The sequence below is a fragment of the Gymnodinialimonas mytili genome (assembly GCF_037544085.1).
Lineage (GTDB): Bacteria > Pseudomonadota > Alphaproteobacteria > Rhodobacterales > Rhodobacteraceae > Gymnodinialimonas > Gymnodinialimonas mytili.
This window is the reverse complement of record NZ_JBBIFW010000001.1, coordinates 1,015,740-1,040,271: the sequence shown is the minus strand read 5'-3', so window position 1 is coordinate 1,040,271 and position 24,532 is coordinate 1,015,740. Positions and strand designations below refer to the sequence as shown.

Annotated in this window: 23 protein-coding genes; 11 read left to right on the top strand and 12 right to left on the bottom strand. The window is 59.9% G+C overall.

Annotated elements, in window-relative coordinates; all coding sequences use genetic code 11:
- Nucleotides 1-381 precede the first annotated feature (381 nt).
- Genes V8J82_RS05145 through mnhG form a run of 7 tightly spaced genes read left to right on the top strand, consistent with a single transcriptional unit; the run spans nt 382 to nt 6,185 of the window.
- Nucleotides 382-2,682 carry a putative monovalent cation/H+ antiporter subunit A gene (locus V8J82_RS05145; protein ID WP_339972828.1) on the top strand — a complete coding sequence of 767 codons (2,301 nt, stop codon included), beginning with the start codon at nt 382-384 and terminating at the stop codon, nt 2,680-2,682.
- Between the two features lies 1 nt (nt 2,683).
- Entirely contained in the window at nt 2,684-3,106 is a 423-nt protein-coding gene (locus V8J82_RS05140; RefSeq protein WP_339972826.1) for a Na+/H+ antiporter subunit B, read from the top strand.
- A gap of 2 nt (nt 3,107-3,108) precedes the next feature.
- Nucleotides 3,109-3,513 (top strand): Na+/H+ antiporter subunit C, encoded by a 405-nt coding sequence (locus V8J82_RS05135; RefSeq protein ID WP_339972825.1) that lies wholly within the window; start codon nt 3,109-3,111, stop codon nt 3,511-3,513.
- A complete protein-coding gene (locus V8J82_RS05130) occupies nt 3,510-5,033 on the top strand; it encodes a Na+/H+ antiporter subunit D (RefSeq protein WP_339972823.1) in 1,524 nt (507 codons plus the stop codon). Before V8J82_RS05135 ends, V8J82_RS05130 begins: the two co-directional genes overlap by 4 nt.
- A complete protein-coding gene (locus V8J82_RS05125; RefSeq protein WP_339972821.1) occupies nt 5,030-5,506 on the top strand; it encodes a Na+/H+ antiporter subunit E in 477 nt (158 codons plus the stop codon). The genes V8J82_RS05130 and V8J82_RS05125 overlap by 4 nt, the downstream gene beginning before the upstream one ends.
- An 8-nt stretch (nt 5,507-5,514) precedes the next feature.
- Complete coding sequence (locus V8J82_RS05120) at nt 5,515-5,856, top strand: MrpF/PhaF family protein (RefSeq protein ID WP_339972819.1); 342 nt, start codon at nt 5,515-5,517, stop codon at nt 5,854-5,856.
- Complete coding sequence (mnhG, locus tag V8J82_RS05115) at nt 5,853-6,185, top strand: monovalent cation/H(+) antiporter subunit G (RefSeq protein WP_339972817.1); 333 nt, start codon at nt 5,853-5,855, stop codon at nt 6,183-6,185. Before V8J82_RS05120 ends, mnhG begins: the two co-directional genes overlap by 4 nt.
- Before the next feature lie 59 nt (nt 6,186-6,244).
- Here mnhG and V8J82_RS05110 read toward each other — a convergent pair whose 3' ends face one another.
- The 4 genes from V8J82_RS05110 to V8J82_RS05095 are packed head-to-tail and all read right to left on the bottom strand — an operon-like array spanning nt 6,245 to nt 10,662.
- A complete protein-coding gene (locus V8J82_RS05110; protein ID WP_339972815.1) occupies nt 6,245-7,054 on the bottom strand; it encodes a metallophosphoesterase family protein in 810 nt (269 codons plus the stop codon).
- Between the two features lie 52 nt (nt 7,055-7,106).
- On the bottom strand, nt 7,107-9,626 hold the full coding sequence (locus tag V8J82_RS05105) for an ABC transporter permease (protein WP_339972813.1): 2,520 nt from the start codon (nt 9,624-9,626) through the stop codon (nt 7,107-7,109).
- Nucleotides 9,623-9,976 carry a hypothetical protein gene (locus tag V8J82_RS05100; protein WP_339972811.1) on the bottom strand — a complete coding sequence of 118 codons (354 nt, stop codon included), beginning with the start codon at nt 9,974-9,976 and terminating at the stop codon, nt 9,623-9,625. Before V8J82_RS05100 ends, V8J82_RS05105 begins: the two co-directional genes overlap by 4 nt.
- Nucleotides 9,973-10,662 carry an ABC transporter ATP-binding protein gene (locus tag V8J82_RS05095; RefSeq protein ID WP_339972809.1) on the bottom strand — a complete coding sequence of 230 codons (690 nt, stop codon included), beginning with the start codon at nt 10,660-10,662 and terminating at the stop codon, nt 9,973-9,975. Before V8J82_RS05095 ends, V8J82_RS05100 begins: the two co-directional genes overlap by 4 nt.
- A 43-nt stretch (nt 10,663-10,705) precedes the next feature.
- On the opposite strand from V8J82_RS05095, the gene V8J82_RS05090 reads away from it, so the two are divergent.
- The 4 genes from V8J82_RS05090 (at nt 10,706) to V8J82_RS05075 (ending at nt 15,396) form a co-directional block, all read left to right on the top strand.
- On the top strand, nt 10,706-11,341 hold the full coding sequence (locus V8J82_RS05090; RefSeq protein WP_339972807.1) for an arylesterase: 636 nt from the start codon (nt 10,706-10,708) through the stop codon (nt 11,339-11,341).
- 83 nt (nt 11,342-11,424) lie between these two features.
- Complete coding sequence (gene glpD / locus V8J82_RS05085; protein WP_339972805.1) at nt 11,425-13,002, top strand: glycerol-3-phosphate dehydrogenase; 1,578 nt, start codon at nt 11,425-11,427, stop codon at nt 13,000-13,002.
- Between the two features lie 98 nt (nt 13,003-13,100).
- The gene (gene glpK / locus V8J82_RS05080; protein WP_339972803.1) at nt 13,101-14,570 is read left to right on the top strand and encodes a glycerol kinase GlpK; all 1,470 of its coding nucleotides are present in this window, start codon (nt 13,101-13,103) and stop codon (nt 14,568-14,570) included.
- Nucleotides 14,563-15,396, top strand: a complete 834-nt coding sequence (locus tag V8J82_RS05075; RefSeq protein WP_339972801.1) for a carbon-nitrogen hydrolase family protein — start codon at nt 14,563-14,565, stop codon at nt 15,394-15,396. Before glpK ends, V8J82_RS05075 begins: the two co-directional genes overlap by 8 nt.
- Here the strand turns inward: V8J82_RS05075 and V8J82_RS05070 are convergent.
- The 8 genes from V8J82_RS05070 to V8J82_RS05035 form a co-directional block, all read right to left on the bottom strand.
- Nucleotides 15,393-16,097, bottom strand: a complete 705-nt coding sequence (locus V8J82_RS05070) for an RraA family protein (RefSeq protein WP_339972799.1) — start codon at nt 16,095-16,097, stop codon at nt 15,393-15,395. The genes V8J82_RS05075 and V8J82_RS05070 overlap by 4 nt on opposite strands.
- Nucleotides 16,090-17,082, bottom strand: coding sequence for a cupin domain-containing protein (locus tag V8J82_RS05065; RefSeq protein ID WP_339972797.1), 993 nt, complete (start codon nt 17,080-17,082; stop codon nt 16,090-16,092). The genes V8J82_RS05070 and V8J82_RS05065 overlap by 8 nt, the downstream gene beginning before the upstream one ends.
- Nucleotides 17,083-17,100: 18 nt before the next feature.
- Entirely contained in the window at nt 17,101-18,159 is a 1,059-nt protein-coding gene (locus V8J82_RS05060; RefSeq protein ID WP_339972795.1) for an ABC transporter ATP-binding protein, read from the bottom strand.
- Between the two features lie 96 nt (nt 18,160-18,255).
- Nucleotides 18,256-19,083 carry a carbohydrate ABC transporter permease gene (locus V8J82_RS05055; RefSeq protein WP_339972793.1) on the bottom strand — a complete coding sequence of 276 codons (828 nt, stop codon included), beginning with the start codon at nt 19,081-19,083 and terminating at the stop codon, nt 18,256-18,258.
- Between the two features lie 4 nt (nt 19,084-19,087).
- A complete protein-coding gene (locus V8J82_RS23675) occupies nt 19,088-19,654 on the bottom strand; it encodes a carbohydrate ABC transporter permease (RefSeq protein WP_439650034.1) in 567 nt (188 codons plus the stop codon).
- Nucleotides 19,655-20,005: 351 nt separating this feature from the next.
- On the bottom strand, nt 20,006-21,328 hold the full coding sequence (locus V8J82_RS05045) for an ABC transporter substrate-binding protein (protein WP_339972789.1): 1,323 nt from the start codon (nt 21,326-21,328) through the stop codon (nt 20,006-20,008).
- A gap of 395 nt (nt 21,329-21,723) precedes the next feature.
- A complete protein-coding gene (locus tag V8J82_RS05040; protein WP_339972787.1) occupies nt 21,724-23,769 on the bottom strand; it encodes a putative bifunctional diguanylate cyclase/phosphodiesterase in 2,046 nt (681 codons plus the stop codon).
- 23 nt (nt 23,770-23,792) lie between these two features.
- The gene (locus V8J82_RS05035) at nt 23,793-24,425 is read right to left on the bottom strand and encodes a glutathione S-transferase family protein (protein WP_339972785.1); all 633 of its coding nucleotides are present in this window, start codon (nt 24,423-24,425) and stop codon (nt 23,793-23,795) included.
- Nucleotides 24,426-24,532: the final 107 nt, after the last annotated feature.

Genomic DNA, 24,532 nt, shown 5'->3' with positions numbered 1-24,532 from the left:
GGTGAGGTGGTAAGCTGGCCTGACACGGAGACCAGCCTACCGCACGCCCTCAAAAGACCAAGGTCGATGTCCCTATCACCGCTCACTGGTCTTTTGGGGTTCTACCCCGGATGATCCGCCGCGGCCCCTGCCGTCAGCTGCGGAGGATTGTCCGGGGTTTTATTTTTTTTATCAGGCATATAGGATTTTGCTATCGTTTTTTATAATTCATAAGGATTGACCTATCGATAGCGGAGCCCTACGTGTCCGTGCATCCGGCACGGCGCCCCAAATACCCGTCATGTGCTGGACCTCGCGGCTTATCGCGCCAAATTGAGCGGCAGACCGGCCATAGACGACACTCCTCTGCTTCTCCGGCAGGGCACTAAAGGACGAAACGACGTGGCAGATGGCGGCGTGCAAGTGCCACGGGTGGCCGGCGGCCCGGCTGGCTGGATCTCGGTATTGATCCCGGCAATTCTCTTTGCTTGGTTTTGTCAGTTCCTGGTGCCGGTTGCGCGGGGCGACGTGATTTTGGCTGGCATCGATTGGGTGCCGTCGATGGACATTCGCTTGTCGCTGCTGATCGATGGGCTGTCTTTGACATTCGCGCTTCTGATCACCGGCATCGGCACCTTGGTGACGCTGTATTCCACCAGCTATCTGGGCAAGCATCCGGAATATCCCCGTTTTGTCCTTTATCTGATGATCTTTATGATCGGCATGTTGGGTCTGACGCTGTCCGACAACCTGATCGCCTTGTTTGTGTTTTGGGAAGTGACGACGATTTCGTCCTACCTGCTGATCGGGTTCACTTCCGACAGCGCGAAGTCACGGCGCTCAGCATTACAGGCCTTACTTTTGACGGGCACCGGAGGCCTTGCTTTGCTGGCCGGTATGATCTTGCTGGGCAATGCAGCGGGCACGTTTTCCCTGGCCGAAATCTTAACCCAAGGCGATGCGATCCGCGAACATGAGCTCTATATCCCAATCTTAATTCTGTTCTTGGCAGGCGCCTTCACCAAATCGGCGCAATTTCCTTTTCACTTCTGGCTGCCCAACGCGATGGCCGCGCCCACACCTGTATCCGCTTATCTGCACTCGGCGACGATGGTGAAGGCGGGTGTGTATCTCATGGCGCGCATGAACCCGTCACTCGGCGGAACGGAGCCCTGGTTCTGGGCGCTGGTGATTGCAGGCGGCTTCACCACGGTCTTTGCCTCCATGCTCGCAATCCGGCAAACCGACATCAAACAAGTCCTTGCCTACACGACGCTGATGGCTCTGGGCGCTCTGACGTTGTTCATCGGGGCGGGCTCCAGCGACGCGATCAAAGCGGCAATGCTGTTCCTGGTGGTGCACTCTCTCTATAAAGCGGCCTTGTTCTTGATGATCGGCATTGTCGATCACGGCGCTGGCACGCGAGATGTCGACAAGCTGCGCGGACTGGCACGCAAGATGCCGATCACCTTCTTTGCCGGCGCTCTGGCGGCGATTTCAATGGCAGGGTTGCCGCCCTTCGTCGGCTTCATCGGCAAGGAATTCCTGTACAAAGCCGGCCTCGAGGCAGAGGTCGCGGCGACTTGGATCGTCGGTACGATCTTTGCCGCATCGGTTCTGATGTTTGTGGCGGCGGGGATCTCGGTCGCGCGCCCCTTCTTCGGCCGCCTGCCTGACACATTGAAAGATGCCCATGAAGGTCCGATCCCGATGTGGGTTGGCCCTCTGATCCTTGGCACGCTGTCATTCTATTTTGGCGTTTTCGCCGACATCCCAGAGGTTTGGCTGGTCGCCCCTGCCACCTGGGCGGTGTATGGCAGCACGGTCGAGGTGGATCTGTACCTGTTCCGGGAGGTCAATACCGCCTTCATCTTGTCGATGATCACCTTCGCCGTCGGCTTTGTTATCTATTTGATGCATGCGCGTATCCGCGCGCTGCTGGGTCGTATCTTTGCGGCAAACCCGATCAAGTTTGATCCAGGTTGGGATCATGTATTGGATGGGCTTAAGGCGCTGGCGGCTTGGCAAACCCGTTACCTGCAATCGGGCGTGCTTCAGAGCTACATCTTCATAATTTTCGCAACCCTCGCCGTTGGGATCGGCGCCACGATGTATCTACAGGATGCGCTGAATTTCACAGTGGACATCGCCGCGGAACTTGAGGGTTTGGTGTTCAAACACTGGGCGGTTTTGCTCTTTATCACCGCCGGGGCGCTGCTCACGGCCTATACCGGTTCCCGCATGGTGGCGATTGTCGCGCTCGGTGTTGTGGGCATTGGTGTCGCGCTGATCTTCATCCTGTTTTCAGCGCCTGATGTCGCGATCACCCAGCTTCTGGTGGAAACCTTGGTTGTGGTTCTTGTTGCGGTTGCGATGCTGAAATTGCCGCATCTTGAGCTGCGCAGTTCGCAACCTGCGCGCCCGGTTCATGCGTTGTTGTCGATTGCGCTGGGTGTGCTGACCACACTGGTTCTGGTTGGGGTGTTGCAATCCGATCTGGATCTGCGCTTGACCGAGTATTTCGAGGCGACCTCTTGGCCCGAAGCCTTTGGGCGTAACATCGTCAACGTCATTCTCGTCGATTTCCGCGCATTGGATACGTTTGGTGAAATTGCGGTGGTCGTGATCGCCGCGCTTGCCGCCTACGCGCTTCTGCGCGGGACACGCTACGAGTCGACCAGCGACGAAGAGGGGGAGAAGTGAGATGATGAATTCAATCATCCTCAACGCCGCAACTCGGCTGCTGACCGCGATCTTGCTGCTCTTTTCCGTCTATATGCTCTTGCGAGGGCACAATCTGCCGGGCGGTGGCTTTATCGGCGGTCTGGTCGGCGCCACCGGTTTTGTGCTCTACGCCATTGCTCAAGGGGCGCAGGCCACCCGCGCCACGCTTGGGGTGGAGCCGCAGAATATTGCAATGATCGGTCTTGGCATCGCCCTAGCAGCCGGAGTTTACCCGGTCTTTTTCAACGATGCGTTTTTCACGGGCCAATGGTTGTTCATTGGTGAAACCGAGGATGACAAGGGTTTGCCGATCAGCAGCGTCTTGTTCTTTGACATCGGCGTTTACCTGGTGGTCTTCGGATCGATCCTGACCCTTGTTCTTGCGCTGGAAGAGGAGGTCTAGGGATGGAGCTTCTTGTTGCCATCATGGTCGGCGCATTGGTCGCAGCCTCGGTCCACCTGATGCTGGCGCGCAATGTGTTGCGCTTTCTGTTCGGACTGATCCTCATCTCGAATGCCGCCAACCTGACTATCTTCGTTGCGGGCCGACTGACGCCTGAAACGCCGCCTCTAATCCCAGATGGCGCCGACGCGCCGATGGTCGATGTGGCCAATGCGCTGCCGCAGGCTCTGGTTCTGACGGCAATTGTGATCGGCTTTGGGCTTTTCGCCTTTGCTCTGATGCTTGTTTACCGAACCTATCAGAACCTTGGCACGCTCAACTCCGATGAGATGCGTCTGGCCGAACCGATCGAAGACGACACGGCGCCTGTCGCCTCAAAGTCCTATATCGCCGAGGGCAAGCCATGAGCTGGATCCTGGCGGCGCCGATCATCATCCCCTTTGCAACGGCCGTGCTGGCTTTCTTGTTTCGCCATGGGCCGGAGGGGCGTTGGCTGAGCGTATTGGGCTCGGCTGCGATGCTGATCGCCTCAATCGTGTTGATGACGCATGTGCTGGATAACGGTGTCGTGGCCGCGCAAATGGGTGAATGGCCGGCGCCGTTCGGGATTACCCTTGTTGCCGATCTGCTCAGTGCGGTGATGGTTGTCATCACCGGGATCACCGGCCTCGCCGTGGCTGTTTATGCGCTGGCCGATGTGGATGAGCGCAAGGAACAGCTCGGCTATCACGCGCTCTACCAAGTGCTGCTGGCGGGTGTATGCGGTGCCTTTCTGACCGGTGACCTTTTCAACCTTTATGTCTGGTTCGAGGTCATGCTGATCGCGTCCTTTGGTCTGCTGATCTTGGGCGGCACCAAGGCGCAGCTGGATGGCGGGATCAAATATGTGACGCTGAACCTGGTCTCGACGATCATGTTCCTCAGTGGGATCGGTCTGCTTTATGGAATGACCGGTACGCTCAACATGGCCGACCTGCACTCGGCGGTTCAAAACGTTGAAAACCCCGGCCTGTTGATCGTCGTGGCGGTGATGTTCATGATCGCGTTCGGCGTCAAAGCTGCGGTCTTCCCGCTATTCTTCTGGCTGCCTGCCTCATACCACACGCCCGCGATCAGCGTGTCGGCGATCTTTGCAGGTTTGTTGACCAAGGTCGGTGTCTACAGCCTGATCCGCATGTTCACGCTGATTTTCACCACCGACATTGCCTATACGCATACGCTGCTGCTGTGGGTTGCGGGATTTACCATGGTCACCGGTGTTCTGGGTGCTGCGGCGATGAATGACTTTCGCCGTATCCTGAGCTTCCACATCGTGAGTCAGATTGGCTACATGATCCTTGGCCTGGCGTTGTTCACGCCGCTGGCACTGGTAGGCGCTGTCTTCTATCTGGTGCACCATATCATCGTGAAGGCGAACCTGTTCCTGGTCGCAGGTGTGGCGCGGCGGATCGCGGGATCGACCAACCTCGATCACATCGGCGGGCTTTACAAAACCGCGCCTTTCCTCGCGCTTTTATTCCTGATACCAGCGTTCTCCCTTGCAGGTTTCCCGCCTTTGTCCGGGTTTTGGGCCAAGTACGTTTTGGTCAAGGCGGCGTTGGATGATGGTGGTTACGTCATTGCCGCGGTGGCGCTGGTGGTGGGCCTGCTGACCATCTATTCGATGACCAAGATCTGGGGCCTGGCATTCTGGAAACCTCACCCGGCGGGCGTGAACCCGACCCTGTCGAGCCTGACGTCTAAGGATCGTGCGGCGCTGTTGTCACCCATCGCCGTGTTGGCCGTGCTGACCTGTATCATCGGCCTGTTCCCAGAGCCGTTTGTTCAATTTGCCGAGCGCTCAGCCGAACAACTTTTGAACCCAGAGGCGTATGTTGCGGCGGTGCTCGGGCCGGATAACACCAGTTTCGCGGAGGGCACGGAATGAACGTCTTTGGGTTAAATGTCGCCCTTGCGGTGATCTGGTCAGCCTTGACCGGTGGCGTCACGCTAGAAAACCTATTGGTCGGTTTTGCCTTGGGATCTGCGGCGTTGTTCATGACGCGCCCACTCTATCCCGGTTGCGACCGCTATTTCTCACGCGGTATCCGTTGGGTGAAGCTGATCCTGACGTTCCTGCTCGAACTGGTGCTCAGTTCGGTTCAAGTGGTCTATGATGTGCTGACCCCGCAGCACAAATCACGGCCAGGGATCGTATCGGTGCCGTTGGAAGATCACAGCGAAATGGCGGTGCTGGTTCTGACCAACTACATCTCGCTGACGCCGGGCACGCTGTGTCTGGACGTGACCGAGGATTGCCGCACGCTCTACATCCACGCGATGTTTGCAGATGATCCCGAGGAGATCCGGCAAGGGATCAAAGACGGGGTGGAGCGTCGCGTCGCCTCAGCTATGGAGTGATTTGAGACATGAGCAATGTGTTGACCACAGCCATCGATATCACCTTCGTTCTCGTCATGTTGGGTGTTGTGGGCGGGTTCATCCGCCTGGTCAAAGGTCCCAGCCTCCCTGACCGTGTCGTGGCCTTCGACCTGATGACCATCCTGATTGTGTCCTTTTGCGGTCTTTACGCGATCCAATCCGGTGAGACCGCCTTTGTGGATGTGGCCATTGTGTTGGCGCTGATCGGGTTTTTGGCCACCGTCGCTTTGGCCCGCTTCGTTGAGCGACGCCAGAATGGCCGCCTTCGGAACGGCGGGGAGGAGGCGTCATCTGCACCAGGACCCGAAGCTGAGGAGCGTGCGCCATGATTGTCGACTACATCCTCGCAGCGCTTATCCTGTTGGGCGGATTCTTCTGTTTCGTAGCCGGTCTAGGTGTGCTGCGCCTGCCAGATGTGTTGATCCGTATGCACGCCTCGACAAAGGCCGGCACGTTGGGCGCAGGTTTGATCCTGATCGCTGTCGCCGTCTTTTTTGCTGATACCGCGACCATCACGCGCGCCGTGGCCACTATCGTGTTTCTGCTGATCACCGCGCCTGTCGCCGCCCATATGATCGGTCGCGCCGCGTTTCGTTCCGGTGTGCCGCTTTGGAACACAAAAGTTGAAAATGGCGCGAAAGAAAAGCTCACGCGTTAGGGTTAATAGCGGAACCGAGATAGGCTTTCTTTGCCATCGAAGCCGAGGGTGTGACCGCATCAGGTTTGCAGGAAATCGTATCTGCCATCGGGGCGGATCGCACATGCGGTCAATCGGCCCGTGCGCCAGGCCCCGGTATCCGTGGCAATGCGCCCATCATTGGCATGGGGTGCCTCAAACTCGGTATGGCCATGGGCAACCCAGATGTCATCAGCCCGTAGAGCGCTGTCAAATTCCGGATGCCCCCAGAGCAGAACGCGTGCGGTTTGATCTTCCATCGCGTGGCCCGGATCCGCACCGGCATGCACGGCCCACAGGTTTCCCGATGACCAACTCATTGGCAATGCGCGAACCCATGCAAGAACCTCTTTCGGGATTGCGCGGGCCAAAGCGCGCGCGACCCCCGGAAAGGCGTCAAATTCACTGCCCTTAGACAGGTTTGAGGTGGCAATTCCGTAGGATTTTAGGGTTTCTTTCGCGCCAGCGCGCAACCAGCGAGGGCCGCGCGTGCTAGGGTTTTCGAGAAAATCCAGCATCATCCGCTCGTGGTTGCCCATCAGACATGTGACGTTGTCCGGAAAGTCCGTTTGCAATTCCCGCATTCGGGCCAGCACCGTCGCGCTGTCGGGACCAAGATCGATATAGTCACCGACAAAAACCAATTGCGGGTTGGTTGCGCTAGTGCCGCCGATATGGGCATCGATCAATTCTAGCATCTGCTCCAACAGATCGGCGCGACCGTGGAGATCGCCGATGATGTAAGTCGGCGTGTCGGGGCGTGGCAGATCGATAGATGCACCATCGGCGTCTCCCTCGACCCGATTGGATGTCGGACGGCGACCAAGCAATGATCTGACGGAACGCAACATAGGCCCTCAGGTGCGTGTTTGCGCCGCGCTTGGCAAGAGGAAAGGCGCTGCGCTATTCCCGGGCGCGTAAGATCTGCGCTGGACGCGCCGCAAGGGGGCGTAGTGCAAAGGCGAGGCCCGACACCAGAGTGGCCAGTGCCCCGCCAATCACAATTGCAATCGCTGAGAACGGCTCAAACCGATAGCTGGTATCCATCACAAAGGTCATAACGGCCCATCCGCCCAAAGCACCCGCCAGAATGGCAACCAAACCCGCAGCGGCGCCCAAAAGAGCGGCGCGCAAGGCGAAACTGCGCAAGACCATCCCGCGCGATGCGCCCAAGGTCTTTAGAACCGCCGCCTCGAACGTGCGCCCACGCTCACCGGCCGCGGCGGCTCCAATCAAGACGATGAAGCCGGTCAGCAGCGTGGCCAGGGCCGCGTAGGAGGTGGCCGAGGCGATCCCACGCAAGGCCTCCGCCACTTGATCCAAGGCGTCGCGGACCCGGATTGCAGTGATATTGGGCGCCGCACCCGCAACGTCGCGCAAGATCTGTGCCTCGGCGGCCTCTTCGGCATAAACGGTGGCAATATGGGTGTGTGGTGCACCCGCCAAGGCGCTTTCATTCATCGTCAGGATGAAACCGATGCCAGCATTCTCGAAGGATACCTCGCGCAGGGCGGCGATTTCAGCCTCGATATCGCGGCCCAGGATGTTGACGGTCAACGTGTCACCGACCGCGATCCCAATCTCCAACGCCTCTTCTGCGGCGAAGGCCACCAGGGGCGGACCGCTGTAATCATCAGGCCACCAGGCCCCCGCCACAACTTCGCTTGGGTCCGGCGCCTCGCTCAGATAGGTCACCCCGCGATCCCCCTGCAAGACCCAGTGATCTCCAGCGACATCCTGCGCGCGCGCCCCGTTGATCTGCGTGATGATCCCCCGCAGCATCGGGGCGGTGTCCACCCGGCTGACTGCGGGATCATTTGTGACGCGGTCCAGGAATGCGCCAAGCTGGTCGTTCTGGATATCGACAAAGAAGTAGGATGGCGCAACGTCGGGTAGATCCCGTTGAATGGCGCTGCGCAGGTTGGTGTCGATCTGTCCCACAGTCGCCAAAACGGTCAGGCCGAGCCCAAGGGACAAGACGACCGATCCTGCCTCGGAACCAGGGCCACCCACTGCGCCAAGCGCCGCCCGTAAGGCCGTGCGCCCACGGGCCATTTGGCCCCGCGCCAGGCGGCGCGCCAATGCACGGATTGCCCAGGCCGACAAGGCCAGCAAGATCAATGCCCCCAACAATCCGCCTGCGGTGCCAAGTGCCAATCGCGGAATGCCCGACAGCCAAACCGCGGCGCCGACAAGGGCCGCCAGAAGAATGGCGATGATCACCAAGAAATGCGGCGCGGGCCAATCGCGCGTCGGCGAGATCGCATCGCGAAACAAGGCCGCCGCGCGCACCTGCTCGGTGCGGGCCAGGGGCCACAGGGTGAAGATCAGGGCCGTGAGCGCGCCGTAAAGTGCCGCCTCAGCCAAAGGGGTGGGATAGACTCCAATGGCCACCGGCACCGGCAATTGCGCCTCAATCAGTGGGCCAAACGCGATGGGGGCGGCGGCGCCAAGCGTCAGACCCAGGGCCAACCCGATAAGTGTCAACAATCCGACTTGTGCGAAATACACGGCAAAGATCGTCCGCCCCTCGGCCCCCAAGGTCTTGAGCGTCGCAATCGTGGCGATTTTACCGTCCAGATAGGCGCGCACCGCGGCCGACACACCGACACCGCCCACCGCCAGGCCGGCGAGGCCGACCAGTACCAGAAAGGCGCCAATGCGATCCACGAAGTCCGACACACCGGGGGCGCCATTGCGCGAATCTCGCCAACGTGCGCCGGTTTGCTCGAACGCACGCGCCTCTGCCTCCAACGCGGTGAGATTGGCGCCGTCGGGAAGCGCGATGCGATATTGACTGTCAAAGAGTGTGCCCGGCTCCAACAGGCCAGATCCGTCCAGGCCGGATAGCGACACGATGGTGCGTGGGCCGAGGCCAAAGCCAGAGGCAGCGCCATCGGGCTCATCCGTCAGAACAGCGCGCAATTCGAAATTTTGGGTGCCCAGTCGGAATGTGTCGCCGACGCTCAACGCCAACCGGTCGACCAGCAAAGGCGCCATAACGGCGCCTGGGAGCCCCCGTGTTTCAAGCGCTTCGGCGATCGGCATCGGTGGGTCCAACCCGGCTTCACCGTAAAGCGGCCACGCCGCGTCGACACCGCGCACTTGGGTCAATCCGCGTTCGATCGGATCGCGATCAACCACCACCATCGATCTGAAATCGACAGTTTCCGACACCGCTTCGGCGATAGTGTCCATGAAGGCACGCTCGGTCTCATCCGCGAAGCGATACGTGAACGACATCTCTGCATCACCACCCAGGATCGCCGCGCCCTCGCGCGCCAACCCTTCTTCGATCGATACGCGGATCGAGCCGACAGCGGCGATGGCCGCAACACCGAGCGCGAGGCAGGCCAGAAACACTCGGAACCCGCGCAAGCCACCGCGCAATTCGCGCCGGGCGATGCGGAGGGCAACGCTCACCGACGAATTCCCAGATTCCAGGGCGGCAGGTCGGTGTTTACCAGATTTTCTGTCATGGATGCGGCGGCCATCGGATCATCCCAGCGATGGATATAGACACCCACATTCGCACCCTCCAAAAGGGCCTGGCGCGCCATCGGATGCGGCCGATCCAATACGGAGCGCAACCAACCGTATTTGATATAGCGGATCGCACCGCCCTCGATGCTCAGCCGACCGTCGGCCTCCACGTCATGTTCAACCAGCGCCACGATGCCTTGCGGATCCTCGGGGCAGGGACGGTCCAACGCAACGCCTTGACCATCCAGAACCAACGCGCCGATCCCTTCATATCGCCAATTTCTCGTCATTCCGCAGCATCCCTTAGGCCGGTATCGATACGTCCATCCCGCAGGCGCACATCTCGGTCGCAGCGCGCGGCCAGTTCAGGCGCGTGGGTGACCAGGATCAAAGTGGCCCCGTGGCGGTCTCGCAAATCCATCAGCAGATCCATGATCTGCAGGCCCGTGGCGCCGTCCAAATTGCCCGTCGGCTCATCGGCGAGAAGGATATCGGGCCGCGGCGCCGCCGCGCGCGCCAACGCAACACGCTGTTGTTCACCCCCCGACATCTGCGCGGGGTAGTGACCAATGCGATGACCAAGTCCCATCGCCGCAAGCTCGGCCTCCGCCCGCTCAAAGGCATCAGACATACCGGCAAGTTCCAGCGGTGTTGCGACATTTTCCAGCGCCGTCATGGTGGGGATCAGGTGGAAGCTTTGGAACACCACCCCCATATGTTGGCGGCGAAACCGGGCCAGTTGGTCTTCGGACATCGTCGTCAGATCGTGGCCCAGGGCCGAAACCGATCCGCCGGTGGCCCGTTCCAGCCCGCCCATGACCATAAGGAGTGAGCTTTTGCCGGATCCCGACGGCCCTGTCAGCGCCACCGTCTCACCGCGTGCAATGTCCAAGGTGATGCCGCGCAGGATATCGACACGCCCTGCATTGCCATCGAGTGACAATTGCATGTCCGTGAGGGACAGGATTGGTGACATTTGCGATCGCCTCCATGCCGCGTTCTCCCGGGGATATGGGGTCTTGCGCGTCGCGGGCAAGGCGGGCGTGCTGGGTATCGCGGCTTTGCCGGTTGCCGCCCAAGAGGTCACGATTGCCGCGTTGGGTGACAGCCTGACGCAGGGGTTCGGGCTTGTGCAGGAAGACGGATTCGTCCCGCAATTGCAGGATGCGTTGCGGGGGGCGGGCCATGACGTTCGGATCATTAATGCAGGTGTTTCAGGCGATACTACAGCCGGTGGATTAGCAAGGGTGGGTTGGACGTTAACCGATGATGTGGATGCATTGATCGTCACACTTGGCGCAAACGACCTTTTGCGCGGCATCCCGCCGGAGGTCAGTCGCGCAAATTTGACCGGTATCCTGGAGGCTGCCGCAACCGCAGAGGTCGAGGTTCTGCTGGTCGGGATGCAAGCGCCCGGCAATTATGGGCCAGAATACAAGGCGGCATTCGACGCGATGTATCCCGAACTCGCCGCTGAATTCGGCACGCTTTACGCCGAAAGCTTTTTCATGGGGTTCGAGGTGGCCAGCCCGGGCGATATATCGGAATTCATGCAGTCCGACGGCCTTCATCCCAGTGCCGATGGGGTGGCGGTGATCGTCGAGAGCCTGACCCCCTTTGTTGAAGAGCTGATCGCACGCGTGCCGACAGAGTAAAAATACGAACAATAGCGCGCGAAAAAATTGACAAAACGAACATGAAGTGAGACACCGCGCCATCCGGATCGGAGGGATCTTCCATGGACAAACCCTATGACCTGTTCGTCATCGGTGGCGGCATCAATGGCTGTGGAATTGCACGTGACGCAGCAGGGCGCGGATTAAGCGTTGCTCTGGCCGAGATGGGAGACCTTGCCGGTGCGACATCGTCGGCCTCCACCAAGTTGTTCCACGGTGGTTTGCGGTATCTGGAATATTTCGAGTTCAGCCTGGTCCGCCATGCGCTGGAAGAACGAGAGACGCTGCTGCGCGCCATGCCGCATATCTCATGGCCAATGCGGTTCGTCCTGCCGCTCAGCCGGGACATGCGGTTTGACAATTCCACGCCCACATCAAAGCTTTTGACAACGTTCATGCCTTGGATGAAGGGCCGTCGGCCGACTTGGCTGATCCGGTTGGGCCTGTTTCTGTATGACAATCTTGGCGGACGGAAGATCTTGCCGGGCACGACCTCGCTGGAATTGTCAGGCGCACCCGAGGGTGTCCCCTTGCAAGACCGCTTTGCCAGAGCCTTCGAATATTCCGATTGCTGGGTCGAGGATTCGCGGCTGGTGGTTCTGAATGCACGCGACGCCGAATTGCGGGGCGCTGATGTGATGGTACGGACCGAAGTACTGAGCGCTGAACGGCAGGATGGTCTTTGGCAGATCAAGCTTCGCGATGCAGACGGGCAGCGCACGGTCCGGGCCCGCGTTCTAGTCAATGCCGGTGGTCCCTGGGTCGCCGATGTCGTCCGCAATGTGGTGCGGCAGAATTCCAGCGAAGGCGTGCGGTTGGTGCGTGGGTCGCATATCGTGACGCGAAAGCTCTACGACCATGACAAATGCTATTTCTTCCAGGGCACGGATGGGCGGATCATCTTTGCGATCCCGTATGAAACCGATTTTACCTTGATCGGCACGACGGATGCCGAACACACTGACGATCCACGCAAGGCGGAATGCACGCCCGACGAACGCGACTACCTTTTGCGCTTTGCCAATGACTATTTCGAGGAAACGCTAAGCGTTGACGACGTCGTCTGGACCTATTCCGGTGTGCGTCCCCTCTATGACGACGGGGCGAAATCTGCGACGGCGGCAACGCGGGATTATGTGCTGTCGCTCGACAAAGGCGATGCGCCCTTGTTGAGCGTGTTTGGCGGAAAAATCACTACCTACCGCAAGCTGGCCGAAGACGCTTGGGACAAACTCGCGCAATTCTTCCCACAGGCATCGGGTCACTGGACGGCAGGTGTTGCATTGCCGGGGGGCGATTTCCCGGTGGATGGTGTGGCCAATCTGGTAGTTGACTTGCGCGCGTCTTTTCCGTTTCTGACCGAACGCTGGGCCCTGCGATTGGTGCGCGGCTACGGCACCGACGCGCGCACGATCTTGGGCGATGCACGGGGCGCCGATGATCTGGGCCGCGATTTTGGCGCAACCTTGACCGAGGCAGAGGTGCGCTGGTTGATCGAAAAGGAATATGCACGCTCCGCGGCCGATATCCTGTGGCGCCGATCCAAGCTGGGCTTGCGGTTTTCGCCCGATCAGGTTGCGGCGCTGGACAGTTATGTAAGCGACACAGGCCCTACCACGTCGATTGCGTCTGTCTCTTGAGCTGGTCTTGACGGCCCCGACGAAACGGCGATCATCGCGATAAGGACAGATGCGGGGCCTTGCTGCTGCCGCTTCGCAATACGGGAGGAAGGTCAGACATGACCCAGGTTTTGGCCATCGACCAAGGCACCACGTCATCGCGCGCGATCATATTTGATAGGGATATGCGCCCGAAGGCGACCGCTCAGCGGGAATTCACGCAGCACTTCCCGGCATCAGGCTGGGTCGAGCACGACGTGGACGAGATTTGGGACAGCGTATTGCATACCTGTCGCGAGGCCCTGGCGCGGGGCGGCGATGTGGCCGCGATCGGTATCACAAACCAACGCGAGACCGTGGTGCTTTGGGATCGCGAAACCGGTGAAGCCGTCCACCGCGCCATCGTCTGGCAAGACCGGCGCACGGCAGAGCTATGTGCGCGCCTGAAGACCGATGGGCACGAGCCCATGGTGCAGGAAAAGACCGGCTTGCTGCTCGATCCCTATTTCAGCGGGACGAAGCTGGCTTGGCTGCTGGACAATGTCGATGGCGCGCGCACGCGCGCCGAAGCCGGAACGCTGGCCTTCGGCACTATCGACAGTTTTCTGATCTGGCGGCTGACCAATGGCGCCCGCCACGTCACCGATGCGACGAATGCGGCGCGGACGCTGCTCTACAACATCCGCGATGGTCAATGGGATGAGGATATCCTGCGCCTTCTGAACATCCCTGCGGGTATTCTGCCTGAAGTTCTGGATAGCGGCGCAGATTTTGGTGAAACGGCTGTGTTTGGCGGCACGATCCCGATCCTTGGCGTGGCAGGGGATCAGCAAGCGGCCACAGTTGGACAGGCCTGTTTTGAACCCGGTATGCTGAAATCCACCTACGGCACCGGTTGCTTCGCGCTGCTCAATACCGGGGATGCGCTGGTGCAGTCCAAGAACCGGATGCTCAGCACCATTGCCTACCAATTTGATGGAAAACCCACCTATGCGCTGGAAGGCTCGATCTTTATCGCGGGCGCGGTTGTGCAATGGCTGCGCGATGGGCTGAAGATCATCGAAGCGGCGCCGGACAGCGCCGATCTGGCCGCGACGGCGGATGAAACGCAATCGCTCTACCTGGTTCCCGCCTTTACCGGCCTCGGCGCGCCCTATTGGGATCCTGATGCGCGCGGTGCGATCTATGGACTGACGCGGAATTCCGGGCCCGCGGAAATCGCCAAAGCCGCGTTGGAATCGGTCGGGTTTCAGACCCGCGACTTGTTGGAGGCGATGATGGCGGATTATCCCGGTGACACAGGCACCGTTCGCGTCGATGGCGGCATGACGGCCAGCGATTGGACGATGCAATTCCTGTCCGACATTCTCGGCGCTCCGGTGGATCGGCCCGAAGTACTCGAAACGACCGCACTGGGCGCCGCCTGGATCGCGGGCAATCGGGCGGGTATCTATCCCGATCGTACGGAATTTGCGGCAACTTGGGCCTTGGAACGCACCTTCACTCCACAGATGGATGATGCCACGCGCGATGTGCGTTACTCTGGGTGGAAAGATGCAGTGGCGCGGACCTTGAGTGACCATGGCTGACCCCTTGCGCCTCGCCATCGGTCAAATGTGCTCTGCCGACACGCACGGGCCGAACATTGCCACCGTAGCGGAACTGGCAAAGCGAGCCGCGGGGGAGGGGGCCGATATGCTCGCCCTGCCAGAGGTGGCCGGGCTGCTGAACGGCAATCGCAAGGCAACGGACGCTTTGGTCGGAGAGGCTGCCGATGATCCCTATATCGTTGCCTGCCGCGAACAGGCGGCGAAACATGGGCTGTGGATCCATTCCGGTTCGACACCCGTGCGCGCGCCGGACGGGCGGTTTTGGAACCACAGCAATCTGATCGATGATCAGGGCGCGATCCGTGCCGATTACAACAAGATCCATCTGTTCGACGTAGAGATCGAGGGCAAAGTCTCCTTCACTGAATCCAAAGCCTTCGCACCGGGGGACCGCGCGGTGGTCGTGTCGACGCCATGGGGCAAGATCGGCCTGACGATCTGCTACGATCTGCGCTTCCCGGCGCTCTATCGGGCCTTGGCGGAAGCGGGCGCCGAGGTGATCTTCACCCCCGCCGCCTTCACGGTCCCCACCGGTGAGGCTCATTGGCACATTCTGCTGCGGGCGCGTGCGATTGAAACGGGGTCTTTCGTGGTGGCGCCTGCCCAGGCGGGCCACCATGCCGATGGGCGAACAACCTATGGTCATGCTTTGGCAATCAATCCTTGGGGCGACGTGATTGCTGATCTGGGCAGCGCGGCGCCTGCGATCCAAGTGGTCGATTTGGACCTTCGCGAGGTTGCCCGGATGCGCGCGCAGATCCCGTCGCTGGATCATGCGCGGCCCTTCACGGTGACACATTCCTAGGTGCGCGCCGCCTCGAACTTCGCCCAGACCTCTTCCAGCAGATTGATGTCAAAGCCGTTCGCACGCGCAGGCTCCAATACAATGGCCTCACTGGCGATCACTGTCTCAATAGCTGCTTTCAGGGTTCCAACCACAGCTTCCGGGATGACCAATGCGCCGTGTCGGTCGGCATGGATCAAATCCCCTTGGTGAACCTGTAGCCCATGGATCGAGACGGGCGTACCGATATCGACCACATGGACATAGCCGTGGCTCACACCAATGGATCCGGCCAGCACGGGAAAGCCATCATCCATGACATCCAAGTCCCGCATCACGCCGTTGGTCACCGCGCCCGCCAGGCCCAGCCCCTTATGAACGGCCACATGGACTTCTCCCCACCATCCGGCAATGCAGTTGGGATAGTCCAGATCCTCGACCACCGCCGCGGTCGGACCCTCGCCGCCCGCCATCGACCGGAAGTAGTCCATGCGGCGCGCACGGATCGTGGCGGCATCCTCCAAAGGCGGTGCGAGGCCCGCGATCTTTGCAGTCCTCGCATAACCCACAATCGGTGGATCGCCGGGGCGAGAATGCTGCATCGTGCCTTTGGTAAAGCGGTTGAAGCCACGCCGACCCTGCGCCACCTCGATGGCGTTGCAGACGGTCGGCGTGTCGACCTGACGCAACAGCGCCAATAGATCCACTGGCAAATCAGCCATGCCAGGTGGGTCCTGCGGCGTCATCGGTGGCAACCACATGATACAATGCAGCCTCACCCGTCATCGACGGAATAGCCATGTGGTCGAGGTTTGCGGGCACGCTCATCGTGTCGCCGGGGGCGAGGGTCGTTTCGCCCGCGGCGTAATCCGCGTTGGCTTCCCAAGTGACCCGCCAATGCCCCTTGACCGGCATCAGGACGGAGGCGCGGTCATGGCGGTGCATATCCGGGCTTGCCGAGGCGCGGGTCAGAAAGCCCACCTCAAAACCAGGTTTGTCGCGCAACATCCCGCCCTCGCCGATCACCAGCGCCGGGTCACGGTCGGCCAAAGCGACCATATCCCAATAACGCGCCACATAGTTCGGGATCACATCTGCGGTCGTGGGTTCGGGGAACGCCTCTAGCTCGTCATCTGTCAGCAACGGCATCGGTCTGACGCCATCGGGCAGCGCTTCACCTTTCTTGGTGTCGTAAAGGCGGCCGGTCTCCGACAGGACCAGACCATGGTCTGCGGCGTCCTCGATCACCTGCGGTGCCCAGATCACGCCGCCGCCCGCATCGTCACCGCCCAGGATGGCCATGATCATTCCGTAATCATCGCCGATATTCTCAAACCCGCGGAAAATACCGGTGGGGATGTTGAAGATATCACCCTCTTCCAGCGTCACCTCACCGGCATTGCCCCACCGGCCCCAGAAGAAGCGCCAGCGGCCCTTAAGCACGAAGAACACCTCCGCCGTGCGGTGCGAATGCAGCGAGTTCCGGCATTTTGGCGGCTGACCTGCGGCGCCGATATTAAACCCGATCTGGTCGGTGATGTGGACGTGTTGATCGGGGCTTTCGCTGACGCCGCCGCCGATGATGGTGAAGTTCTCCTTCTGGTCGCTGCCCGGTGTATGGGCGTCGATGAATGCGGTTTTGCAGGGGCGCAATTCGCCGTAGCGGACGATGTTACGTGCCATCTGGCCTTGGGGCAGGTCTTTCATGTCACTCTCCGTGTCTGGTCAGGTGCGGATCCGATCCCCGGTGCTGGGATCGAAGAGGTATAGATGATTGGGGTTCAGCTTGATGCCGACGACGTCGTCTTGATCTTTGCGCAGGTGGCGATCGCCGCGGGCAATGACGCGTTGTTTGCCCCATTGCACGGTCAGAAGCGTGCTTTCGCCGGTATTTTCGAACGCGTAGATCGTCACGTCTATATCGCCCTGGCCGGGATCATGCACGCTCATATCATCGGCGCGCACGCCCAATATAGCATTGTCGCGATCCGGCCCACCGATACCCACCAGTCGGGTGCCGCCGGTGGTGACAAACATGCCCGATTGGACCGAGCCATTGATCAGGTTCATGGCCGGTGAGCCGATAAAGCCCGCCACGAACATGTTGGCGGGGTCGTTGTAGATCTCGTCGGGGGTGCCAAGCTGCTGGATCACACCGTGACGCATCACCGCGACGCGGTCGGCCAATGTCATCGCTTCGATCTGATCGTGGGTCACGTAGACCGTCGTGATCTGCAATTCGCGGCTGAGATGCTTCAACTCGGCCCGCATCGTGACGCGCAGCTTCGCGTCCAGATTGGACAACGGCTCGTCCATCAAAAAAACCTTTGGTGTCCGCACGATAGCCCGCGCGAGCGCCACACGCTGCCGCTGTCCGCCGGAGAGCGCTTTGGGCTTGCGGTGCAGGAATTCGGTCAGTTCCACCTGCTCCGCCGCCCTCTCGACCCGGGGCGCGATATCGGCCTTCGGCGTGCCGCGCACTTTCAACGGATAGGCGATGTTGTCGAAGATCGTCATATGCGGATAGAGGCCGTAATTCTGGAACACCATCGCCACATCGCGGTCTTTCGGCAGGTCGTCATTGACCAGGCGGTCGCCGATCCAGATCTCCCCCGCCGTCGGGTCCTCAAGCCCCGCAATCATCCGCATCGTCGTGGTCTTGCCGCAGCCCGAGGGGCCGAGCAGGACGAGGAATTCCTCGTCATGGATGTGCAGCGACTGGTCGTCGACGCCGATGAAATCACCCCAGCGTTTGGTGAGGTTGTTGAGCCGGATTTCAGCCATCACTCGGACCCTTCTGCCCTGTCATGAACCTGTAGTGATCCTGTAGTTTTTCTGTAACTACATGGGTCAGGCAAAGTGCGCGGTCGGAGCGCAATCTCATCGCACCGCTCCCATCGTCATGCCCTGCACGAAATACTTTCGGATCGCGAGGGCCAGCACGAACATCGGCGCCATGATGATGATGCCCGCCGCCGACAGCAGGTTCCAAAGATCGCCCTCCTCCCCACGGAACAGAGCCAGACCGATGGGCAAGGTCACCGCGTCACGGTTCGTGAGGATCAGCGCGAAGAGAAATTCGTTCCAGGCGAGGATGAAACAGAAGATCCCCGCCGTCAGAAGCCCCGGTGCGGCCATGGGTAGAACGATGTTCCAGATCACTTGCAACCGGGACGACCCGTCGACCATCGCGGCCTCTTCGGTGTCCATCGGAATGCCGTCGATGAAGCCTTTGATCATCCAGATCGCAAACGGCATCACGATGGCCAGATTCACCAGGATCAGCCCGAGCCGTGTGTCCAGCAGCCCCAAATCGCGGAACATCACGAAGAAGGGCAGGATGATCACCACCGCCGGCACGAATTGCGTGGCCAGAATGATCACCAGAATCGTCGTTTCGAATTTCAGGCGAAAGCGGCTGAACGAATAAGCCGCCATCGTGGCGATGGGGATCGCGAAGAGGACGGTCACCGCCGCAACAATGGTCGAGTTCCACAGCTTTGCGCCGAGATTATACGGCTCTTCAAACACCTCGCTGTAGTTGTCCAGCGTAGGCGTGAAGAACAGGCGCAGTTGATAGACCTCCACATGGGATTTGAACGAGGCGAGAAAAATCCAGATGATCGGGATCAGCATCACAAACGCGGCGATCAGGATCAGAACGGTTTGCAGGCTGTGCCAGATGCGTTGCCGTTGTTTTCCGGTCATCCGATCACTCCTTCCGGAACACGAATTTGGCGTAGAAATAGGTCAGAATGATCATCGGGACGACCATCAGCCAGGCGACCGCGGCGGAGTAACCAATCTGCCCGTAGCGCAAGCCGTTGGTGTAGATGTAATGGCTGAGCGTCTGGGTGGCCGTGCCGGGCCCGCCATTGGTCAGCATGAAGACTTGATCGAAGGTCTTCAGGCTGAAGATGGCTTTCAGGATGATCACCACCGCCAAAACCGGCATCAATTGTGGCAGTGTGACGTCCTTGAACACCCGCCAGCCCGAGGCGCCATCGACTTGGGCGGCTTCAATCGTGTCTTGCGGCACGCTGGCCAGACCACCGATCAGGACGAGGGTCAGGAATGGGATCCAACCCCACACATCGGCCATCACCACCACGGCGAAGGCAAGATCGGGATCGGCCAGCCAGGACACATCGGCCAAAGGTGGAAAGACCACACCGAAAAAGGCGTCGAACAGGCCGAATTCCGGGTTGAACATGAACCGGAAGGACACGCCGATCAGGGCGGGGCTCATGGCGAAGGGCAGGATCAGCAGGGTCTGCACCCCGGATCTTAACTTGCCGCCGGGCGCCAGCAACATCGCAAGCCCCAACGCGAAGAGGGTGGTCAGGACCACGGTGACGAATGTGTACAGGCCCGTCACCCAGACCGAATTCCAGAAGGGCGGTTCGTAGAGAAAGGCCCAGGAATAGTTTTCAAACCCCAGATAGCCTTGCGGAAAGTCAGGGCGGTTCATCCGGCCTTCGGTGAAGGACAGACGCAGGCTTTCGGCCAAGGGCCAAACCGCGGTGGCAAACACCACCAGAACCGCTGGGACGACCAGCAGATATTTAAGGGTTCGATCACGCATTTGGCGTTCGGCGGGACCGATCCGGCCCCGCCGCCTCGTTTGAGGTTACTGGATGCGACCCGCGCGGCGCAGGACGCGGTCGGATTGTTCGGCTGCGGCCATCATCAACTCGCGCACATCGCCGCCTGCCGCCGCCTCTGCGATGGCGGCCGACAGGATGTCGCCCACTTCGGGCCATTCCGCGATCTGGGGCATGATGTCGGAGTTCCGAAGGCTGTCATAGGCGGCCTCCTGAATGCCGGCATTGGCCGCGTTCACGTCGGGGTCGGTCAGAGAGCTGACATGGGTGACCACGTTGTTGATAATGGTCTCGCCGCCGACCTCGCGTTCGATGGCGTTGGCGCGGTCCATATCGGGGTTCGACAGCCATTTGAGGAATTCCCAAGCGGCCTCTTGGTTCTGCGAATAGGTTGAGATCGAGAACGGCATCGAGATCGCATAGGTTGCGGTTGTGCCTTCGTAGGACGGCATGCCCACAAAGCCCACCTGATCGGCGGTCAGCGTCGAACTGTCGGGGTTGATGAAGCCCGAATAGGCCCACCACCAGACCGGGATCATCGCCGAATTGCCCTGCATGAAGCTTTGCCGGGCGTCCTGTTCGACAAAGGCGAGGCTGTTGGGGTTGGTGACCTGATGTTCGGTATGAAGCGCGATATAGGCCTCGGTCGCGGCGATGGCCTCGTCGCTGGTCCAACCGGCGGTGAAATCATCGTTGAAGATGCGCCCGCCAGCGGCCCAGAGGAAGTTGATCCAGATGAACAGGTTCTGCCGGTTGCCGTCATTGTTGTAGTAGAGCGCAAGCGGCGCGATATCCGGGTTGCTTTCGGCCAGTTCTCCGCCGATGCGGATCACGTCATCCCAGGTTTCCGGCGGCGTTTCGATCAGATCCTTGCGGTAGAACATCAATTGCGCATGGGCGCGCAGCGGGAAGCCGAGCGTTTCGCCCTCATATTGCGCGGAGCGGGCGAACGCGGGCGGGTAACGGTCCATCGAGATCCCGTCGCGGGCCATCAGATCGTCGATGCGGGCCAGCCAATGGGCGTTGGGTGGGCCCCAGGAATCCAGGTAATTGACGACGTCGAAGGTGCCGTTCGCCGCGATCCCCTCGGCATTCACGCGTTCCTGCAGCGATCCAAACGGGATGAAGGTCCATTCCACATTGATGCCGGTGAGTTCGGTGAATTCCTGATCGCGCAGCCGGAGGCCGTCGAATTGCGGCGTGACCACCGATAGAACGTTGATGGTCGTGCCCTCAAACGGGCGCCCCGGGGTCAGTCCGAAGGGGATGTCTTGGGCCATCGACAGGCGCGGCAGACCCGCCACCATGGCCAGGGTGGAGACACCCGTTAGGAACGTCCGTCTTTGCATCGCTCTACCTCCCAATATGCGATTCTCTCAACTCGTGGCGAAAGCTTAACCGGGAAATGACCTCACACAAACAGTTTTTGCATTCGTATGCAGAATGGAGTTTGACCGCAAAGTCATGCGATTGTCGCGTCGACGTGATTGAAGCGACCTGAAGGTTGCACTTCTTGAACATGACATTGGCGCCTGACGGATCCACAGAGGTCAGCCCCGTCCGCGCGTGTCTCGCCTGAGGGATGGATCGGCCCGAAACCCGGCAGACGGTCTTTGACGGTCGAAGAGATGCCATCCTGCACAACGTACCCGCACGCCGCATATGGCGATGACCTCTCGACCGCGATGGGCCGTCTGACATCAGGTCGCGGGCCTAGGCTAGGATGGTGTCATCTGCACCCTATCTAGGGCGTCGCGCCATGCAGAAGCTTTTGAACCTCGGCTGCGGGCATGGCCTTGGCAAAGTAGAAGCCCTGGACCTGGTCGCAATTGTGATGGGCCAGCCATTCGAATTGCTCCCGCGTTTCGACGCCTTCGGCCACAGCTTTCGCTCCGATCTGCTGGGCGAGCGATAGGATCAAGCGGACGATCGGGCCCGATTGCGGCAGTTGCGCAATGAAGGATCGGTCGATCTTCAGGCGGTGCAGGGGAAACCGCGAGATATAGGACAGGTTCGAATAGCCGGTCCCGAAATCGTCAATCGCGATCTCGAACCCCATATCGGTGATCTTGCGCAATTTGGCCGCGATCCCGTCATGTTCACCGATCAGAACGCTTTCGGTGATCTCCAACTCGATCTGGCCGGGGACAAACGCGTCGCTTTTCGAGCAGGCCTCCAACGTTTCCAAGAGGGCGGTATCGGCGAACTGACGGGGCGAGATATTCAGCGACACGCAGGTATCGAGATCAGCCTCTTGCCAGATGCGCGCCTGTTGAAATCCCAGCCGCAAAACATGTTGTCCAAGCGCCTCGATCATCCCGGTTTCTTCGCAGATCGGGATGAATTCGTTCGGCATGACAAGCCCGCGTTCGGGATGCATCCACCGCGCCAAGCCTTCGACCGATGCGATGCGACCGGTCCGCACGTCGATGCGGGGCTGGTAGTGAAGCACAAATTCCTTGGCATGAAGGCCACGTTCAATCTCGGCCTCGGTGCGGCTGCGCTGTTCAACCGCTTCCCCCAGTTTCGCATCGTAGAACGTGTAGCGGTTCCGCCCTTCATTTTTGGAAATATACAGGGCCTTGTCGGCCTGGCGGAGGACGGTGTCCAATTCAACATAGCCGGGATGGAACACCGACACGCCCATGCTGATCTTGGTCGGGATGGTCGTTGTGCCACAGCGAACAGGTTCGCAAAGCGATTGAAACAGGCGATCCACGCGCGCCTTCAGCGAAGCATGATCATCCGCATCCGAGATCACGACGACAAATTCGTCGCCGCCCAAACGGGCCACGACATCATCGGGCCCCGCCAAATTGCTGACCCGCGTCGCCAATTCGATCAGCACCGCATCCCCGGTCTCGTGCCCGAACGTGTCGTTGATCTGCTTGAACCGATCCACATCAAAGAACAGCAATGCCTGGCGCGTCCCGGCCAATGTCGTGCTGCGCGCCATGTAGTGCTGAAGATAGGCGCGGTTGAAGCAGCCGGTCAGTTGATCGCGATTTGCCAGATAGCGCGCGCGATCCTTCGCATTCTTCAATTCACTGACGTCAATTGCGGTGATCAGGATCGCCGGTTCGCCGGTAATCGCGTCGCTGCATTGCTTCGCGGACAGATCGAACCACCGCTGTCCGGCGGCGGTGTAAACGCGTGCGACGCGACGATGTTCACCCGTTGCCTCAAGCTCGAACATCAGGATCGAGTAATCATCATCGTCGGTGAACATCTGCGAGAGCGACGCATTGGCCTCATGGCAGACGTTCCGCGCGGCGGGGTTCATGTAAAGAGGTGGCCCGGAATAGCCAAACAGCGTGATCATCACGTCGGTGTGCAGCAATGCCTCGGCGCTGCGTAGATTTTCCGGCTGGTCGTCCGCTTCGCCAAAAACTTCGCATTGCATCGCCATGCGGCCATCCAACAGGCGGAACCCGCGGAAATGCACCATCACATTGGCGGGGGCGCCGGCGGGATACAATGTCCACATCTCTTTGAACGTCGCATCGCGTTCAATGAAATCGGCTTTGTATTGCTGCAATCTTTTATAGACCGTGGGAGACATATCCTGCGACATGTCGCGCTTCTGCAGCTCTGCCTCACTGTCGGCATGCCACAGCGCGCAGGCTGCCGGGTTGGCATGAAGCACCCGGCAGCTGTCGATGTCGTAGATCCATGTGGGCGTCTGAAGTCCACGCGCCGCCGCAAACTGATCAACCGGACCGATAAAGGGTGTCTGATCGGTTGCCATCGGTTGTGTCACATCTAAGTCGACGAGGCGTGTGTCAGGCATGGCTTGCAACGGCACCCTTTAGATCAGGCGGCGCGCAATTCGGCTTGGCCAAGTTCTGATAGCGGGCGGAACCCGTCCGTGGCGCGAACCGCATCGATCCATCGCGCAATCGACGGATAGTCCAACAGGCTAAGGCCCGCTTCTTCCAGAACGTGAACATATCCAAATACTGCTATATCCGCAATTGAATAGCCAGACTTTAGCATAAAAGGACGGGATTCCAGATGTGTATCCAGATGATGCAATCCGACGGCCGCCCTGACATGCCAATCGGCGATATCTTCGGCGCGTGCCGCGCGTTCGCCGGGTAGGATGGTGGTGAAGAAGCGCGCGGGGGAAATGAACGGCTCCAGCTTGGATTGTTCATAGAACATCCATTGCAGCGCTTCGGCGCGCTCTTCGGCCGTGTCGGGCATCAAATGCGTGCCTTCTGCGATGAACCACAGCATCGCGTTGCTTTCGCCGATGTCAGCGCCAGCATCGGTTTGCAAGAACGGCACCACCCCCGCAGGATTGATCTGCAGATAACGGTCCGATTTCTGTTCACCCTTCAACACATCGATCAGCTCGACATTCACCGATTGGCCTGTCTGGTGCAGCGCCAGCCAGGGTTTGAAACAATTGCCGGATCCTAGGCAGGCAAATAGAGTGTGCATGTATTATCCCTCTTGATAGCTCCGCTGCCCACTTATCGCTTCAAGTGTTAATCATAGTTGAAACCTAAGCTTGCCAATTGCCTGCATTCGAGGAAACTTCTGTATAA

Coding starts and splice junctions, on each gene's coding strand:
- V8J82_RS05035 (WP_339972785.1), bottom strand. CDS start 24,425: ATGCACACTCTATTTGCCTGCCTAGGATCCGGCAATTGTTTCAAACCC.
- V8J82_RS05130 (WP_339972823.1), top strand. CDS start 3,510: ATGAGCTGGATCCTGGCGGCGCCGATCATCATCCCCTTTGCAACGGCC.
- mnhG (WP_339972817.1), top strand. CDS start 5,853: ATGATTGTCGACTACATCCTCGCAGCGCTTATCCTGTTGGGCGGATTC.
- V8J82_RS05060 (WP_339972795.1), bottom strand. CDS start 18,159: ATGGCTGAAATCCGGCTCAACAACCTCACCAAACGCTGGGGTGATTTC.
- V8J82_RS05095 (WP_339972809.1), bottom strand. CDS start 10,662: ATGTCACCAATCCTGTCCCTCACGGACATGCAATTGTCACTCGATGGC.
- V8J82_RS05120 (WP_339972819.1), top strand. CDS start 5,515: ATGAGCAATGTGTTGACCACAGCCATCGATATCACCTTCGTTCTCGTC.
- V8J82_RS05075 (WP_339972801.1), top strand. CDS start 14,563: ATGGCTGACCCCTTGCGCCTCGCCATCGGTCAAATGTGCTCTGCCGAC.
- V8J82_RS05045 (WP_339972789.1), bottom strand. CDS start 21,328: ATGCAAAGACGGACGTTCCTAACGGGTGTCTCCACCCTGGCCATGGTG.
- V8J82_RS05110 (WP_339972815.1), bottom strand. CDS start 7,054: ATGTTGCGTTCCGTCAGATCATTGCTTGGTCGCCGTCCGACATCCAAT.
- glpK (WP_339972803.1), top strand. CDS start 13,101: ATGACCCAGGTTTTGGCCATCGACCAAGGCACCACGTCATCGCGCGCG.
- V8J82_RS05125 (WP_339972821.1), top strand. CDS start 5,030: ATGAACGTCTTTGGGTTAAATGTCGCCCTTGCGGTGATCTGGTCAGCC.
- glpD (WP_339972805.1), top strand. CDS start 11,425: ATGGACAAACCCTATGACCTGTTCGTCATCGGTGGCGGCATCAATGGC.
- V8J82_RS05140 (WP_339972826.1), top strand. CDS start 2,684: ATGATGAATTCAATCATCCTCAACGCCGCAACTCGGCTGCTGACCGCG.
- V8J82_RS05065 (WP_339972797.1), bottom strand. CDS start 17,082: ATGAAAGACCTGCCCCAAGGCCAGATGGCACGTAACATCGTCCGCTAC.
- V8J82_RS05100 (WP_339972811.1), bottom strand. CDS start 9,976: ATGACGAGAAATTGGCGATATGAAGGGATCGGCGCGTTGGTTCTGGAT.
- V8J82_RS05055 (WP_339972793.1), bottom strand. CDS start 19,083: ATGACCGGAAAACAACGGCAACGCATCTGGCACAGCCTGCAAACCGTT.
- V8J82_RS05070 (WP_339972799.1), bottom strand. CDS start 16,097: ATGGCTGATTTGCCAGTGGATCTATTGGCGCTGTTGCGTCAGGTCGAC.
- V8J82_RS05040 (WP_339972787.1), bottom strand. CDS start 23,769: ATGCCTGACACACGCCTCGTCGACTTAGATGTGACACAACCGATGGCA.
- V8J82_RS05135 (WP_339972825.1), top strand. CDS start 3,109: ATGGAGCTTCTTGTTGCCATCATGGTCGGCGCATTGGTCGCAGCCTCG.